The 15,822-nt window shown below is 68.9% G+C and carries 17 protein-coding genes and 1 pseudogene; 10 read left to right on the top strand and 8 right to left on the bottom strand.

The window, feature by feature from the left end; genetic code table 11:
* Window positions 1-56: 56 nt before the first annotated feature.
* Window positions 57-1,319, top strand: a complete 1,263-nt coding sequence (locus tag OHT21_RS20365) for a lactonase family protein (protein ID WP_328769782.1) — start codon at window positions 57-59, stop codon at window positions 1,317-1,319.
* A gap of 124 nt (window positions 1,320-1,443) precedes the next feature.
* On the opposite strand, the gene OHT21_RS20360 is transcribed toward OHT21_RS20365, so the two are convergent.
* The 4 genes from OHT21_RS20360 to OHT21_RS20345 all read right to left on the bottom strand — a co-directional run bounded on the left by OHT21_RS20360 (window position 1,444) and on the right by OHT21_RS20345 (window position 5,959).
* Window positions 1,444-2,199: an alpha/beta hydrolase gene (locus tag OHT21_RS20360; protein WP_328769781.1), complete on the bottom strand. Its 756-nt coding sequence runs from the start codon at window positions 2,197-2,199 to the stop codon at window positions 1,444-1,446.
* 16 nt (window positions 2,200-2,215) lie between these two features.
* Window positions 2,216-3,670 carry an NAD(P)/FAD-dependent oxidoreductase gene (locus tag OHT21_RS20355; RefSeq protein ID WP_328769780.1) on the bottom strand — a complete coding sequence of 485 codons (1,455 nt, stop codon included), beginning with the start codon at window positions 3,668-3,670 and terminating at the stop codon, window positions 2,216-2,218.
* Between the two features lie 67 nt (window positions 3,671-3,737).
* Window positions 3,738-4,718: a zinc-binding dehydrogenase gene (locus tag OHT21_RS20350; RefSeq protein ID WP_328769779.1), complete on the bottom strand. Its 981-nt coding sequence runs from the start codon at window positions 4,716-4,718 to the stop codon at window positions 3,738-3,740.
* A 53-nt stretch (window positions 4,719-4,771) separates the two neighbouring features.
* On the bottom strand, window positions 4,772-5,959 hold the full coding sequence (locus OHT21_RS20345; protein WP_328769778.1) for an NAD(P)-binding protein: 1,188 nt from the start codon (window positions 5,957-5,959) through the stop codon (window positions 4,772-4,774).
* Window positions 5,960-6,128: 169 nt separating this feature from the next.
* On the opposite strand from OHT21_RS20345, the gene OHT21_RS20340 reads away from it, so the two are divergent.
* On the top strand, window positions 6,129-6,863 hold the full coding sequence (locus OHT21_RS20340) for a pentapeptide repeat-containing protein (protein WP_443050403.1): 735 nt from the start codon (window positions 6,129-6,131) through the stop codon (window positions 6,861-6,863).
* 648 nt (window positions 6,864-7,511) lie between these two features.
* Here the strand turns inward: OHT21_RS20340 and OHT21_RS20335 are convergent.
* On the bottom strand, window positions 7,512-8,012 hold the full coding sequence (locus OHT21_RS20335) for a hypothetical protein (protein WP_328769777.1): 501 nt from the start codon (window positions 8,010-8,012) through the stop codon (window positions 7,512-7,514).
* A 76-nt stretch (window positions 8,013-8,088) separates the two neighbouring features.
* Between OHT21_RS20335 and OHT21_RS20330 the strand changes: the two genes are divergently transcribed.
* Window positions 8,089-9,489 carry a M1 family metallopeptidase gene (locus OHT21_RS20330; RefSeq protein WP_328769776.1) on the top strand — a complete coding sequence of 467 codons (1,401 nt, stop codon included), beginning with the start codon at window positions 8,089-8,091 and terminating at the stop codon, window positions 9,487-9,489.
* 39 nt (window positions 9,490-9,528) lie between these two features.
* On the opposite strand, the pseudogene OHT21_RS20325 reads toward OHT21_RS20330, so the two are convergent.
* Window positions 9,529-9,978: pseudogene (locus OHT21_RS20325) on the bottom strand (NUDIX hydrolase); the annotation flags it as partial.
* A gap of 96 nt (window positions 9,979-10,074) precedes the next feature.
* Between OHT21_RS20325 and OHT21_RS20320 the strand changes: the two are divergent.
* On the top strand, window positions 10,075-10,605 hold the full coding sequence (locus tag OHT21_RS20320; RefSeq protein WP_328769774.1) for a DinB family protein: 531 nt from the start codon (window positions 10,075-10,077) through the stop codon (window positions 10,603-10,605).
* A 159-nt stretch (window positions 10,606-10,764) separates the two neighbouring features.
* Complete coding sequence (locus tag OHT21_RS20315; RefSeq protein ID WP_328769772.1) at window positions 10,765-11,931, top strand: pentapeptide repeat-containing protein; 1,167 nt, start codon at window positions 10,765-10,767, stop codon at window positions 11,929-11,931.
* A 95-nt stretch (window positions 11,932-12,026) separates the two neighbouring features.
* Here the strand turns inward: OHT21_RS20315 and OHT21_RS20310 are convergent, their stop codons facing one another.
* Both OHT21_RS20310 and OHT21_RS20305 read right to left on the bottom strand, forming a co-directional pair.
* Complete coding sequence (locus OHT21_RS20310) at window positions 12,027-12,338, bottom strand: VOC family protein (RefSeq protein ID WP_328769771.1); 312 nt, start codon at window positions 12,336-12,338, stop codon at window positions 12,027-12,029.
* Between the two features lie 89 nt (window positions 12,339-12,427).
* The gene (locus OHT21_RS20305) at window positions 12,428-12,856 is read right to left on the bottom strand and encodes an ATP-binding protein (protein ID WP_328769770.1); all 429 of its coding nucleotides are present in this window, start codon (window positions 12,854-12,856) and stop codon (window positions 12,428-12,430) included.
* 230 nt (window positions 12,857-13,086) lie between these two features.
* Between OHT21_RS20305 and OHT21_RS20300 the strand changes: the two genes are divergently transcribed.
* The 5 genes from OHT21_RS20300 (at window position 13,087) to OHT21_RS20280 (ending at window position 15,787) form a co-directional block, all read left to right on the top strand.
* Window positions 13,087-13,941, top strand: coding sequence for a helix-turn-helix domain-containing protein (locus OHT21_RS20300; RefSeq protein WP_328769768.1), 855 nt, complete (start codon window positions 13,087-13,089; stop codon window positions 13,939-13,941).
* A gap of 11 nt (window positions 13,942-13,952) precedes the next feature.
* Window positions 13,953-14,147 carry a DUF397 domain-containing protein gene (locus tag OHT21_RS20295; protein WP_328769767.1) on the top strand — a complete coding sequence of 65 codons (195 nt, stop codon included), beginning with the start codon at window positions 13,953-13,955 and terminating at the stop codon, window positions 14,145-14,147.
* 87 nt (window positions 14,148-14,234) lie between these two features.
* Window positions 14,235-14,447 (top strand): hypothetical protein, encoded by a 213-nt coding sequence (locus tag OHT21_RS20290; protein WP_328769766.1) that lies wholly within the window; start codon window positions 14,235-14,237, stop codon window positions 14,445-14,447.
* A complete protein-coding gene (locus OHT21_RS20285) occupies window positions 14,431-14,964 on the top strand; it encodes a DUF6879 family protein (protein WP_328769765.1) in 534 nt (177 codons plus the stop codon). Before OHT21_RS20290 ends, OHT21_RS20285 begins: the two co-directional genes overlap by 17 nt.
* On the top strand, window positions 14,948-15,787 hold the full coding sequence (locus OHT21_RS20280) for a helix-turn-helix domain-containing protein (protein WP_328769764.1): 840 nt from the start codon (window positions 14,948-14,950) through the stop codon (window positions 15,785-15,787). Before OHT21_RS20285 ends, OHT21_RS20280 begins: the two co-directional genes overlap by 17 nt.
* Window positions 15,788-15,822 lie beyond the last annotated feature (35 nt).

Genomic DNA, 15,822 nt, shown 5'->3' with positions numbered 1-15,822 from the left:
TCTTGTGCTGTTCCGCAGGGCGCGGACGTGGGGGACGAGAGACCGAGGAGCCGGGCGTGGGTGCGTACAACACGTACGACAGGAATGGCCGTCGCAGTGACCACAAGACTGGGCACAGGAGTGGGCACCGGGCGAAGTCCAAGTCGCGGCGGGTCATGATCGGGGCCGGAGTGCTCGCCTCGGTGGGGGCGGTGACGGCGGCGGTGTCCGTGGCCAATGCCGGGCAGTACGCGCGCACCACGTCGGCCGGAGCCGATCAGGCCGTGTTCGTGCAGGGCAACGAGCTGAACGGGAACATGATCCACGTGTTCGCGCGGGCTGACGACGGAAAGCTGTCGCCGGCAGGGGAGTTCGCGACCGGCGGCAAGGGCGGCGACCAGATCGACGCGCCCACCGACTCGCTCGCTTCCCAGGGCTCGCTCGTCTACGACGACGCCTCGGGGATGCTCCTCGCCGTCAACGCGGGCAGTGGCACGGTGACCTCGTTCCGCGTCGAGGGGACCGAGCTGAAGGATCCGAAGCAGGTGGACTCGGGCGGGGAGTTCCCGGCGAGCATCGCGGTGCGCGGGAAGGTGGCGTACGTGATGAATGCGGGCGGAGCGGGCAGCGTCCAGGGCTTCACGATCACCAAGAAGGGGCTCAAGCCGCTGAAGGGCTCGCATCGTTCGCTGGGGCTGGACAACGAGAATGTGCCGCGCTTCGACACCTCGCCCGGTGAGGTCGAGTTCACTCCGGACGGCCGCAACCTGGTGGTCACCACCAAGGCCGCCAACACGGTCGAGGTGTTCCCGATGAAGCGGAACGGGCTGCCCGCCGTCGACGAGCCGGTCGTCAACAAGTCCGCGGGCGGCGTCCCGTTCGCGATCAGCTTCGACAAGTCGGGCAAGCGGATGCTGGTCGCGGAGGCCGAGAAGTCGACGGTGTCGGCGTATCAGGTGAAGCGCAACGGCAAGCTGAAGGTCCTGCAGCAGCCGCTGGCCAACGGCCAGGAGACGCTGTGCTGGCTGGTGCGCGCCGGCAACTACTTCTACGGCGGCAACACCGGGAACTCGACGGTCAGCGGCTACCGCATGGCCAAGAGCGGCAAGCTCGCCCTCACCAACGACGTGGGCATCGCCACCCCGCCCTCCGCCAACTCCCAGGGCGTGATCGACCTCGCGGTGACCGAGGACGAGAAGTTCGTCTACGTGCAGAACGCCGTCTCCGGCACCGTCGACGGCTTCCGTGTCGAGAAGAACGGCGCCCTCACGAAGGTCACGACCGCTGAGGACCTGCCGGTCTTCGAGGAGGCGGGCATGGAGGGCATCGCCGCGAAGTGACGCCGTCAGACGATGCCGTCAGGCGACGCGCCATCAGGCGATGCCGTCGGACGACACGCCGTCGGACGACACGCCGTGGAACGTAACGCCGTCAGACGATGGTCTGTTGGCGCCCAGGTCACCGTCAGCCGTTGACCTGGGCTCTTCTTCCACGGCTGTCGAGTTCGGGCACCTCCAGCCCCGCCGCCGACGCGATGACGCGGGCGGTGCGGAGTCCCTCCTCGTACGGTGTGCCGCCGTGGACAGGGCGGCAGCGCCCCAACTCCGGGGCGTACTCGGCCATGACCGCGCCCGCGTGGTCCGTGGTGAGTTCGGTGAGCGGAGCCGGGCGGCCGCAGTCGGCGAGGACCGACTGGAACTCGAGGGCGTTGTTGAAGTCGCAGACCCTGTCGGCCGTTCCGTGGACCAGGTGGATCGGCAGCGGCGGCGCGCTGGCGCAGACGGCCATGGGGGAGGGGAGGCCGAGGAGGGGTTCGGGCTGGTTGTAGCGGGCGGCGATGCCGACCACCGCGGCCGGACGCCAGCCTTCCGGAGGGTCGGGCCGAAGGGCGGTGGCCATCGCGGCCCGGCCGCCGAGGGACCAGCCGACGAGCACGACACGGGCCGGGTCAGGTACGTAATCCCAGGTGAAGCGGAGGGAAGCCGCGAGGTGCGGCCGTCCCCCGTCGTCGGCGTCGGGCCGCCAGTCGGGAACGATCACGGTGGCGCCGAGCCGGGCGACGGTACCGGCGAGGGCGCCGAGGACGTCACGCTCGGCGGGCCCGCGCCCGTGCCAGAGGAGGACGGTCGGCGCGGCCGGGTCGGTGCCCTGGTGGATGTCGAGGAGCTGACCGTCGGCGGTGTACCGGATGGTGTCGACGATGCGGGTGTCCATGTCCATGTGTGTTGCCCCCTGCTCAGCGGCCCGCGACCCGGTCGGCGATACGTGCCAGCCGGGACGACTGCGCGGCCTGCGTGCCCCGTTCACGGCGATCGGCGGCTCGATACGTCGCGTACATGCCGTGTACCCCGATCCAGCGCAACGGCTCCGGTTCCCACTTGCGGACCTTGTGACCGACCCAGGGCAGGGCGGTCAGCTCCGTCGCGCCGGACTGCCCGGAATCCTGCTGGATCAGATCGCACAGCGTGCGGGCGGCGAGGTTGGTGGCGGCGACTCCCGAGCCGACATAGCCGCCGGCCCAGCCCAGCCCGGTGGAACGGTCGAGGGTGACGGTGGCGCACCAGTCCCGGGGCACACCGAGGACACCGGACCAGGCGTGCGCCACTTCCACCCCGGTGAGCTGCGGAAAGAGACGGAAAAGCAGCTCCCGTAGCGCCTCGATCGTCGCCGGCTGCGTACGGCCGTCGTTGTCCGTGCGCGAGCCGAAGCGGTACGGGACGCCACGTCCCCCGAGCGCGATACGGCCGTCCGCCGTGCGCTGCGCGTACATGTACGCGTGCGCCATGTCGCCGAGGGTTTCGCGGCCCTCCCACCCCACCGACGCCCACTGCTCGGGGGTGAGCGGTTCGGTGGCGATCATCGACGAGTTCATCGGGAGCCAGGTGCGTCTCTGTCCCCTCAACGAGGCGGTGAAGCCCTCGGTGCAGCGCAGGACGTAGGGCGCGCGGACGGTGCCGTACGGAGTGACCGCGTGCTTCGGCCGGATCTCGGTGACGGGCGTCGACTCGTGGATGGTGACGCCGAGCGCTTCGACGGCCCTCGCGAGTCCCTGGACGAGCTTGACGGGGTTCAGGCGGGCCCCGTGCGGCGTCCAGGTGGAGCCGACGGCGTCGGCGACGCGGACACGCTCGGCGGTCTCACGGGCGCCGTACAACTCGCGGTCCTTCTCACCGAACGACAGCTCTGCCTCATGGAATGCTTTCAGGCGAGCCAACTGAGCGGGTGTACAGGCGACTTCGAGTACGCCTCCCTGGTGGATGTCCGCGTCGACGCACTCCTCCTCGGCGACCCGGACGACCTCCGCCACCGTCTCGTTCATCGCCCTCTGGAGGCGTACGGCGGCCTCGTGGCCGTGCACGCGCGCGTGCCGGTCGCGTCCGGCGATGCCGTTGTAGAGCCAGCCGCCGTTGCGGCCGGAGGCGCCGTAGCCGCAGAACTTCTGCTCAAGGACGGTGATACGGAGGAAAGGGGCGGCCTTCTTGAGGTAGTACGCGGTCCACAGTCCGGTGAAGCCGCCGCCGACGATGACGACATCCGCGGCGGCGTCCGAGGGGAGGGGTTCGCGGGGCGCGGGGAGGCCCTGCTGTGCGTACCAGAACGATATGCCGCCGTTGACGACGGTGCGGGCGGTGTTTCCCCCGGCCGTGCTGCCGGTGTGCTCAGTGCCACCCACGCTCTCCGTGCTGCTCATGCGCGGGACGTTAGCTTCTGAGGGCCGTGGGTGTCTCCTCCGGAGACCGAAAGTGGGATCGGTTACTTCACGGCTCCAGAACCACTTTGCCGATCGTCCCCCGGTTCTCCAGGGCCCGGTGCGCGGCTGCCGCCTCTGCGAGGGGGAAGCGCTGGACGGCCGGGTTGAGGCGGCCGGCGGCGGCCTCGCTGAGGGCGCGGAGTTCCAGCGTGCGTACGGGATTGGGGCCGCCCGCCTTCTGCATCATCACCGGCCCGAGGACCTGCTCGGACACGCCCTCGACGATGAGCGGGCTGCCGTCGTGCAGACCTTCGCCGGACCAGCCGAAGACGATGTGCTTGCCGCCGGGTCCGAGGAAGTCGACGGCCGTACGGGCCACTTCGCCTCCTACGCCGTCGAAGACGACCGTGGCCTTCCGGCCCCAGAGGAAGTACTTGACCTCGTCGGGCCAGGCCGGGTCCGTGTAGTCGACGGCGAGATCGGCACCGTTCTTCGCCACACGGGCCACCTTCTCCGGGCCGCCCGCGAGGCCGATCACGGTGGCTCCGGCGTTCTTGGCGTACTGCACGAGAAGGGTGCCGATACCGCCGGCGGCGGCCGGGATCACGGCCATGGAGCCGGGGCCGAGCTCGGCGAACTGGAGGATCCCCATCGTCGTACGTCCCGTGCCGATCATGGCGACGGCCTGCGCGAAGTCCAGGTTCTCGGGGACTTGGTGGAGGCGGTCGGTGTCGGTGACGGCCAGTTCGGCGTATCCGCCCGGGTTGAAGCCGAGATGCGCCACGACGCGCTTGCCAAGCCAGAGTTGGGCGACGCCATCGCCGACCGACTCGACGGTGCCGGCGACTTCGCGGCCGGGGATGGTGGGCAGGGCGGGAAGTTCGGGCAGCGGGCCTTGCACGCCCTCGCGGATCGCGGTGTCGAGGAGGTGGACGCCTGCCGCGGCGACGGCGATACGTACCTGGCCGGGGCCCGGCTCCGGGGCCTCGACCTGCTCGTACGTGAGATTCTCGGCCGGGCCGAAGGCGTGCAGGCGGATGGCGTGCATGAAGGGCTCCTCGTGTTCGTGAGCGTCGTGCTCGTGCCCTCAACCCTCGTACCTCAAGCTTGCTTGAGGTCAAGCCCTGCCCTGCGCGGGATGTCGAAGGCGAGGGAAACGGCCGTCAGGGCGCTGTTGAAGGACACCTCGGAGAGCACGCCGGGCGCCGCGACCTGGTCGCCCGCGAGGTAGACGCCGTCACCGCGGTCGACGGCGGGCCGGTCGCGCCAACTGGTGCCGGGGTAGTCCACGGCGCCGGTACGCCCGTCGGCGACGGCCTCGCTGCGCCAGGTCACGCGCTCGCGCCAGCCCGGGAAGGCGAGGTCGAGCAGTTCCTCGGCGCGGGCGATGCCGACGGCCCGCGGCTCGTGGGGCGCGATCGGGATCTGCCCCTGGATGAGCTGTTCGCCGGCCGGGGCGAGCGTACGGTCCTGGGCGGTGAACCGCTCGATCCACCCCGCCGCATCCAGGTCGGACACGGCGAATGCGTCGCCCCGGCGGGTCCGTACGGCCAGATCGATCAGGGCCGTACGGCCGCTCGTCCAGGTCAGCGAGTCGTCGCGGAGGAGCCGGCGGGCGGCCGCGAGGGAGGTGGCGACGATGACGGGCCCGCGCCTGCCGTGCTCGTCAAGGCTGTCGAGGCTGTCGATCCGGGCGAGCGTCTCCATGCGGACGCCCAGGTTCCAGGCGCGGGCCGCCATCCGGTCGATGACGCTCGCCCAGCCGCCGCGCGGGTAGTGCGCCTCCGGCGGCAACTTCGTGGCGCGCCGAAGCCGTTCCTGCACGAAGGCGGCGGAGAGGGCGCCCGGGTCGTGGTGAAAGAGGGCGACGGCGGAGTAGTACGCGGCTGCCTTAGCGCCTTCCTCCCCGGCGATGTCTGTGGCCCAGGTCTTGAAGTCGACGTCCACGGGCGCCTGTTGGGCCGTACGGCGGAGAAGCTTGAGCATCGGGAAGGGCGGGGTGCGGCGGAGGGCGCCCTTGTGGCGGAGGCGCAGCCGGGCCGCTTCGAGCGGCGGGAGCGGGGCGAGTTCGCCGATCAGCCCGCGTTGTTTGAGCCAGGTCCAGTGGGGGCCGCCCTTGTAGAGGGCGTGCGGCCCTTCGTTGGTCTTGTACGGCCCCTCCGCGGTGCGGGCACGCCCGCCGAGCGTGTGGTGGGCCTCGTAGATGGTGACCTTGGCGCCCGCCTCGGCAGCGGTGATGGCCGCGGTCAGTCCGGCAAAGCCGCCGCCGATGACGGTGATGCGGTGCATGGCTGGGGTCTCCCTCTGGTCCGGTGCGTGCGTGTGGTGGGTGCGCGTGGATGGGTGCGCGGGTGTGCGTGACTCGTAGGTATGACTCTGTGAGGGGCCTGGAGTGTGACATCGCGGGCGTTTGTGCAGGTCAAGGGCTTTGTCAGTGGTGGGGTGCAGGATGGGGGGCATGGTGAGGAGAGCGGCGGGCCGCGCGGGCGGTGGTACGGGTACGAGCGGTGGTACGGGTGTGAGTGGTGCTGGTACGGGCGTGAAGGCGGCGCGGCGCCCGGAGGTGCGACTGCCTCCGCTGGAACCGCACGGGGGCGGCGAGTTGGAACCCGACGGGGACTACGACGGCCTGGAGTTCCAGGACGCGGACTTCGCCGGCCAGGACGGCGCGGGCTCCCGCTTCATGGACTGCGCACTGACGAACTGCGCCCTGGACGAGACCCGCCTGCGCCACGCCCGCGTGATGGACTCCGTCCTCACGGGGATACGGGGCGTAGGCACGGATCTGGCCGAGGTCACCCTCCGCGACGTAGAGCTGGTGGACGCGAGACTGGGCGGCGTCCAACTCCACGGCGCCGTACTGGAACGGGTCCTGATCCGCGGCGGCAAGATCGACTACCTGAACCTACGCAAGGCCCGGCTCCGAGACGTCGTCTTCGAAGGCTGCGTGCTGGTGGAGCCGGACTTCGGGGGTGCGCGGCTGGAGCGGGTGGAGTTCGTCGACTGCGTGCTGAAGGGGGTGGACTTCAGCGCGGCGACACTGACGGATGTGGACCTTCGGGGGGCGGCTGAGGTGGACATCGCGCGGGGGGTGGACCGCTTGGCGGGGGCGGTGATCAGCCCGGCGCAACTGCTGGATCTGGCGGCGGTGTTGGCGGCGGAGATGGGGGTTCGGGTGGTCTCCGAGGGGTGACGGTTGCCTCCGGCGGTTGGGCGGTTGGGTTCGTTGTCGGCTGACGGTCCGTTGTGGCTGGTCGCGCCCACGCGGCGGAGCCGCAAATTGACACAGCCCCGCGGGGTGCCTCCGGCGGTTGGCGGGTGCGGGTGCGTTGTGGTTGCTCGCGCAGTTCCCCGCGCCCCTTGGGTGCGTGGTGGGTGCGGGGCCGCGGGCCGGTGCGTCAGCCCGTCGCCAACAGGGCATACGGCCCCTTGCTTCCACAGGGTGCTGGGATGCCCAGACCGAAGCTAAGCGACGGGCATAGGACGCACCGGCCCACGTCCCCTCCCACCGGCGGGAAGCTGCGGGTAGTCGGGGGTCCGGGCTTCCCGCGCGGGCTGGTACGAGGGCGCGAGCCCCTTCCGGGGTGCGGGCTTTTTCGGTTCGCTGGCTCTTCAGGGTGCGGGCGGTCGCAGGCTTTTCAGGGGCGCGGGGAACTGCGCGACCAGCCCCAATGCACCCGCAGCCGCACACGATCCCAACACCCACCCCGGTGGGCGCCCCACCCACCCACTGCGGTGGGTGCCCCACTAGCCGCAGGCTGGGGGCCTGGGGCGCAGCCCCCAGTTTCGGGAAGGGGCGGGACTGGGGAAAAGAAGCGCCCACCCCAGCCCACCCGCAGGGTCACGGCACCCGAGGAAACCGTGCCTGCAGGCTCCAGATCGCCGGATTCTCCGCAAGCTCGTCATGCAGATCGCACAGGTCAGCGATCAGATCATGCAAAAAGTCCCGCGCCTCACGCCGGAGTTCGGCATGCGAGAAGGTCAGCGCAGGCTCCTCCACCGGCATCCAGTCGGCCTCGATGTCCACCCACCCGAAGCGCCGCTCGAAGAGCATCCGGTCGGTCGACTCGGTGAAGTCCAGTTCGGCCCGCTGCGGGCGCGACGCCCGCGACCCCGCCGGATCCCGGTCGATCCGCTCCACGATGTCGCACAGCGCCCAGGCGAAGTCGAGCACCGGCACCCATCCCCAGGCTGTGGACAGTTCCCGGTCCGCCTTGGTGTCGGCGAGATAGACGTCGCCGCAGAACAGGTCGTGCCGCAGGGCGCGGACGTCCGCGCGGCGGTAGTCGGTCTGCGGAGGATCCGGGAAGCGGGCGGAGAGGGCGTAGCCGATGTCGAGCACGTACGTGATGGTGTCACGCTCGCTCGGGCTCCTGACGTGCCCCGATCTCAGCCTCGATCCTCGTAGGATCGCGAACGTGCCCCGACCCGCCCGCCTCGTACCGGCCGTCGCATCCGCCCTGGCCCTCGCCCTGACCGCGTGCGGCGGCGGCAGTGCGCAGGACACGACCGGCGCTCCCGGCCTGAGCGACCCGTACTTCCCGAGAGCGGGCAATGGCGGCTACGACGTAACCCACTACGCCCTCACCCTGACCTACGACCCCACCTCCCGCCGCCTGACGGGAACGGCGGAGATCGAAGCGCGGGCGAAGCAGGACCTCACCTCGTTCAACCTCGACCTCAAGGGCCTGGAGGTCACCGCGGCCGAAGTGGACGACGCGTCCGCCCGCTTCCACCGCGGCGGCGATCACGAACTGACCATCCGCCCGCCCGACGCCCTCGACAGGAACGCCACCTTCCGCACCACCGTCCGCTACTCCGGGCGCCCCGAGACGATCACCGACCCCGACGGTTCACGAGAGGGCTGGCTGAGAACGGCGGACGGCGCCCTCGCCCTTGGCGAGCCCACCGGCTCGATGGCCTGGTTCCCCGGCAACCACCACCCGAGCGACAAGGCAACGTACGACATCACGATCACCGTCCCCGAGGGCCTGAAGGCGGTGTCCAACGGCGAGTTGAGGCGCGAGAAGACGGAGAAGGGCCGCACGACCTTCGCCTGGCACGTCGGGGAGCCGATGGCGACGTATCTGGCGACGGTCGCGATCGGCGAGTACGACGTACGCCGCTCGAAGACCGCGAACGGCCTGCCGGTGTACATGGCCGTCGACCCCGACCAGTCGAAGGCGAGCGCCAAGGTCCTCGCCCGCATCCCTGAGATCATGCAGTGGGCGGAGCGGAACTTCGGCCCGTACCCCTTCTCCTCCACCGGCGCGATCGTCGATCGGGCGAACGACGCGGGCTACGCCCTGGAGACCCAGAACCGCCCCGTCTTCCCCGGCGCCCCCGACACCGCCCTCCTCGTCCACGAACTGGCCCACCAGTGGTACGGCAACTCCGTAACCCCCGCGACCTGGCGAGACATGTGGCTGAACGAGGGCTTCGCGACATACGTGGAATGGCTCTGGCAGGAGGACCACGGCGGCGACACGGCCCAGGCCACCTTCGACGCGCTGTACGACCACGGCGAGGACACCTACGAAAACCTGTGGGCCTTCCCGCCCGCGAGCCCGACAAGCGCCGCGCACATCTCCGACGCCCCCGTCTACCAACGCGGCGCCATGGTCCTCCACAAGATCCGCGAAACGACCGGCGACGCCACCTTCCACGCCATCCTCCGCGGCTGGCCGACCACCCACCGCCACGGCAACGCGAGCACCTCCGACTTCACGGCGTACGTGGAACAGCAGGCACCGGACGAGGACTTCGGCCCGATCTGGGACGACTGGCTGTACGGGAAGGGAAAACCGGACCACGCCTGACCGCACCCGCGCCAGGGCTCGCCCCTGTACCTCCGTGCGTCACGCCTCTCGCCCGTCCAACTCCGTGAGCAGTAGCGGCAGTTCGGGCGGCCACACGGACTCCGCTGCGTCGGCGAGCTCCTTCCGGGTCCACCACTTCCAGCCCAGCATGCCCTCCTCGCTGCGCAGGGCGCGGATGTGGTCGTCGCCGTCCGGCTCACGGCGCGGCCCGTACGCCACGTAGATGTGCTCGTGCTGGCGGACGGGGACGTTCATGCGCGTGAAGTCGTGCTCCCAGGTGCACAGCAGGGGCCCGGGGGCGAGGTCGGTCCAGCCGGTCTCCTCGCGGAGTTCGCGCAGGGCGCCCTCGCGCGGGCTCTCACCGGGTTCGAGACCGCCGCCGGGCATGGCCCAGTGGATGCCGACCTCATCGTTGTCGTACCGGAAGAGGAAGACCGCTCCCTCCGGATCGAGTACGGCGATACGGGCGGCCGGACGTGGGGTGCGCGGTTCGAGAGACATGTCCGCAGGCTAGGACCTGTCCGGGTCGATCGCGTCCGGGTAATTTCGTTGCTTCGGCCACGCCGTCCGGGATGGCATAGGCGGGTGAATAACGCATCCCAACCTGACCTGCTGCGCTGGCAGTTCGAGCTGACCTGGTCGCTTTTCGAGTACCACCTGGAGCGGCTGGAGCCCGAGGACTTCCTGTGGGAGCCCACGCCTTACTGCTGGACGGTGCGCCCGAACGAAGACGGGACATGGGTGCCGGACTGGGCGGAAACCGAGCCCGACCCCGTCCCGGTCCCCACCATCGGCTGGCTGAGCTGGCATATCGGCTGGTGGTGGACCGTGACCATCGATCACGCGCAGGGACGTACGCCTCGGGAGCGGACCGAGATCACCTGGCCGGGCGACGGTACGGCGACCATCGAGTGGCTGCGCGGCCTCCGCGCCGACTGGCTGGCGGTACTGGACCGCCTCACCGACACGGAGCTGGACGCCACGGCCCCGTTCCCCTGGCAGAACGACCCCGACCACACCATCGCCCACATGCTCGCCTGGGTGAACGCGGAACTGATGAAGAACGCCACCGAGATCGGCCAACTCCGCTTGCTGCGCGCCGCGTCCGCGGCGTGAGTCCGCCAGCCGTCATCCCTCCAGCGGCACGCAAGGGCCGCACGCCCCGATTCTCCGCCATGTACGTCAGTCAGGGACTCGCTCATCCGCGAGAGCAGGAACCCGAGCCGGTCGTGCACCTTGATCGTTTCATTGAGCGGCGCCTAGGCTCCCATACCCATGGAGACAGGGGGGTCGGACCGCGGTCGCAGGCTCTGGCGCGACCGGCTGGTCAGGCGTCGTGCGATCGCGGCCCTGCTGGCCGGGACGGCGGGGTTGGCCGTTCTGGGCGTGGTGCTCGTCGTCCTGCCGGGTGTGGTGGTCGACCATGATCTCGCAGGGGCGAGCGTCGCGGCGCAGGACCGGCTGAAAGCGGTGAACGACGTCCGTACGACACTTCTGCAGGCCGTGGGCGGCATGGTCGTGCTGTTCGGCGCGTATGCCACATGGCGGCAACTGCGCGTCAGTCAGGACGGGTTGCGCGCCACCCAGGAGGGCTATGTCACCGACCGGTTCAGCACGGCCGTCGATCAGCTCGGCAGCGACAAGCTGGAAACACGCATCGGCGGACTCCACGCGCTGTGGCGGATCGCGGAGCACTCCGCCCGTGACCGCGAGGCTGTCATCTCCATCCAGGCCGCTTACCTGCGTACACACCTGCCCTGGCCGCCCGCCGGACCGGACGCCCCAGCGGCCGACGCGCCCATCAACGATGTCGCGCCACTGGAGGTCCGTGCAGCCGATGCCCAGGTGGCGCTGACCGGCCTCGGAGTGTTGTTGCTGCAACCCCGGGAGCAGTCCTGGGTCAACCTCAGCGTCACGGACCTGCGCCGGGCCGACTGCGACGGGCTGTGGCTGCATGAGGTCAACCTCGACCGGTCCTGTATGGAGGCGGCGGGCCTGTACCACGCCAACCTGACGCAGGCGTCCCTCGTCTCGGTCAACCTGCGGCACGCCGACCTCAAGACCGCCATCCTGCGCCGGGCCCGCTTCGCTCTGTCCGACCTGCGGGGCGCACGGCTGGTCGAAACCGACTTGCGTGACGCGGACTTCACCGAGGCCGACCTGCGCGAGGCGAACCTGCGCAAGGCCGACGCGGGCGGCGCTGTCTTCCGCCGCGCCGACCTTCGCCTGGCCGACTTGCGTGGCTCCGACCTGAGCACGGCCGACCTTCTCCAGGCACGTCTGACCGGCGCGCTGGCCAGCGAGAACACTCGCTGGCCGACCGGGTTCGACCACGCGTCCACCGGCGTAGTTGTCACCGAGGATCCCGGCCCCGAACCTCCGCCACTGCTCCAGCCCCCAGGGATAACAACGCAGCACCCGCCCCTGCGGTCCATGGCATGACCGCAAGGCTCGGGGTGTTGTGAGAACGACCAGAGCGGACAGTCCGTCCTGCGTTCACTGTCGGCTTACGACCACTAACCCTTGGGACCGATCATCTAGTTGGACGTTGCCAGGGTGCGCATGACGTCGAACTCGTTGGCCACCTCGTCGTCGGTACTGCGGTCGATCGGGCTGACGTCTAGGCGGAGCCGGTTCTTCACGGTCTTGCCCTCGGGTACCCGGATGAACATCAGTGTGGGCGGCATCTGCCGTGCCCGGACCTCCTCGACGGTCGGCTCCCAGGAGTCGATCTCAACCTTGCCCTCGCTCCGGTCGATCACCTTGAAGTCCAGGACCGCGCACCAGAAGGCTGCGAGCCGCTCCGGATCGTGGCAGTCGACAACCAACTCGGTGAACCTACTGGTCATGGCTACCCCAGACAGTGCGGACGGAGGCTCAGTCTATGGAGCCGTGCCGCCCGTCCGGCAAGTCCGAGATTGCTACGACGACTAGCCCGTCATCCCTCCAGCGGCACGCTCGGGCTTTGAAGCTCGAACCAGACGTGTTTGCCGTTCCGGCCGGCGTTGTACCCCGGGCCGACGCCCCAAGTGTGCGCAAGGGCTTGCACGAGCAGTAACCCGCGCCCGCCCTCGCTGTCCTGCGCGGCTTCGGTGGGAAGCAACAGCCCGGCGGGCCCGTCGTCGTACACGGCCACGCGTACTCCGTTCGCCAGAACCGCCGTCTCCAGCATGATGGTTGGCGTACCGGTGTGCCGTACGGCATTGGTGACGACCTCGGAGACGAGGGTGCGGGCGGTGTCGGCGAGGTGCGGGGCGTGGCCGGTCGCGGCGAGGAGTATGGCGACGGTGTCACGGCAGATCTTCGGGCTGAGGGGTGAGTTGGGGGTGGTGAGGTGGTACGTCGGGGGGTCGGTGTTGGTGTTCATGGGTTTCAACTTTCCGTTCGTGTAGAGGGGTTGCGCGGCGGGGCCACCGTGGCTCGGGCACCGTGGGGTCGGTGACTGCACTGCGGGTTTACTGGCGTGCCGCGCGCTGACGGGTTCGAAGGTAGGGGCAACCTTGCAGTGGAGCAAGATTGCCCCGGAAGGTTCACTCGAGTGAGTGGACCCTGCTCGTCGTGACACGGCAGACTCGGACGCCGAGAGGAACGGAACCCATGCCACTGAGAGATAACCCCTCCGCTCGCCAGGTCCGACTCGGTACGGAACTGCGGAAGTTGAGGGAGGCCGCAGGCAGGACGGCCCGCGAAGCCGCAGGCCTGCTGTCGACCGATCAGGCCAAGATCAGCCACATCGAGGCGGGTCGGCTGGGCATCAGCGAGGAGCGGATCCGGCGGCTGGCGGTGTTCTATGCGTGCGATGACGCCGCACTCGTCGACGCGTTGAGCGTGATCGCCCGGGAGTCTCGTGGGCAAGGCTGGTGGGATGCGTACCGCGGAATCCTCGCCCCAGGTTTCCTGGACGTGGCCGAACTGGAGCACCACGCAACGTACTTGCGCGCCCTCCAGCCGATGACGCTCCCCGGCGCCTTCCAGACGGAGGACTACGCGCGGGCGATCTACGGCGGCAACATCCCGCCCCTCCCTCCCGAGGAGGTGGACGTCCGCGTGGAGTTCAGGCTGAAGCGCCGCCAGATCTTCGAGCGCGACGCTCCGCCGCCCTTCACCGTGGTGATCCACGAGGCGGCCCTGAGGATGCGGATCGGCGGGCGCAAGGTCGCGCAGGCGCAGCTCGGCCACCTGCTGGAGGTCTCCGAGTGGCCCACCGTCACGCTGAAGGTCATCCCCTTCACGAGTGAAGAGTTCGTCGAGGCCACTCAGCCGGTCTTCTACGCCGGGGGAGTCGTCCCTCAACTGGACACGGTCCAGGTGGACAGCGCCGTGGGCGGCGTCTTCCTCAGCATCGCCACCCAGCTCAAGAAGTACGGCACCCTGCTGGACCTCGCGGAGCGAGCAGCGCTCGACGCCGAGAGCTCCAGACGGTTCGTCCACGACGTCGCGCGAGAATTGTGAGAGCCCACACCATGCCTGTGAACTGGCAGAAGTCGTCCTTCTCCGGGGCCGGCGGCGAGAACTGCCTCGAACTCGCCCACACCGACCCCCACGTCCTCCTCCGCGAAAGCGACACCCCCACCGACGTACTCGCCCTGCCCCCAAACGGCTTGCTGGCCCTGATACGCAGCTTGAAGGGCGGCCCGTTTATGCCGGAACGGGAATAGCCCCGAGGCGATCTCGACACGCACGGGCACGCTCCGTAACGTCGTCCATGGATGGCCTCGGCTCGAGGCCGGGCAGCGGGAGGTCTTGTGGCACGTGAGGAATTGACTCGGCTCACTGGCACGGTGAATGGGCCGAACTGTGACGACGATGACTGCCCGAACGTCTACCGGCACTCGGGGCGGAGCTCCATCGTCGTTCAAGGTGACGTCTACGACGGATTCTCCGTGCCCAATGGCGAAGGGCTCGTCGAGATTCCGGAATCGGTGCTGCGGGAGGCCGTTCGTGCTCTTGGATGGTGATGATTGGCGGGCGGTGTTCGACGCCTACGAGCGAGAGGCCTGGCGCTTCGAGGCCCAGCCGACCTACACCATGCCCAGAGAGGCCGAAAACATCGCGCGCTTCCTTCGGGGAGAACCCAAACCAGGTGACCACAACGCGCGCTGGCACGAGCGCGTACGCGGATACGTCGCCTCCGGCAGGCGCATCGGCCGTGTGAGAGTGGTGCGTCGCCCGCTGACCGACTATCAGCGGTACCAGTTCGCATGGGGTATCCCAGGCAACATCGAGGCCGGTGAGGACATCAGGATCCTCGATGTCACGGATGAGGAGTACGGCCTCCATCTGACCGGCCAGGATTGGTGGATGTTCGATGACGCTCGGATCGTTCACCTGAATTTCCGTCCGGATGGCACGCAGATCAGTCGCGAGATGTTCGAAGGCGACCTCGGGCCCTACCGGGAATGGAGGCGTATCGCGATGCTCCACGCGGTGCCCTTCGCCGAGTACGTGAAAGAGCACGGTGACATACGAGCCTGAGCAACTGGGCCAGTCCAAGAGCGACTTGGCCAGCAGGCTGCGAGAACTGCGGAAGCGGGCCGGTCTCACAGGGGACCGGCTCGCTCGGCGTTGCAATATGTCTCAGTCGCAGATCAGCAAATTTGAGACGGGCAAAAAGACGCCCAGGCTCATGGACGTCGAACGGATCCTGCGAGCACTTGACGCGCCTCCGGAGGTTCTCGCTGACGTCTTGGCGCTGGCTCGAATTGCCAATACCGAATGGCAGGACAAGCGATCCTCGAGGCGCAGAGGCCTGGAGAAGCGGCAGATTGAACTGGCGGCGCTGGAGGCCGAGTACACGGAACTGCGGTACTTCCTTCCCAGTATGATCACGGGTTTGCTCGCCACTCCGGAGTATGTGAGAGCGAGCCTGACCCATTCTCCAGGGGACGTCTCCACCACAGTTGCTCGCAAGCTCGCGCGGCAGGCTGTCCTCTACGACACGTCGAAGCACTTCACCTTCCTGCTGACAGAGCAGGCTGCGAGATGGGCGATCGTGCCCTTCCCGGCGATGGCTGTGCAGATCGATAGGTTGGTGTCGCTGTCACATCTCCCCAATGTGCGTCTGGGGGTTCTTCCGGTCGGTGCCGCGATGCCGCGTGGGCCGATGAACACCTTCACGGTCTACGACGACCGCCTGGCAACCGTGGAGAACTTCACGGGACGCCTGGTGTTTCGGGATTCTCGGGATATTGCTGAACACCGAGCCGTATTCGACCAGTTCGAGCGGCTCGCGCTCTTCGGAGACGTCGCGCGGCAGCAGTTCGCTGATTGGGCAGAAACGTATCGGGTTGATCTTTAGTCCACCACAGGAATAGACCTGGAGTTGAGTGGATG

The organism is Streptomyces sp. NBC_00286 (assembly GCF_036173125.1).
GTDB lineage: Bacteria > Actinomycetota > Actinomycetes > Streptomycetales > Streptomycetaceae > Streptomyces.
The sequence above is the reverse complement of the archived record's forward strand: the minus strand, read 5'-3'. Positions and strand labels throughout refer to the sequence as shown.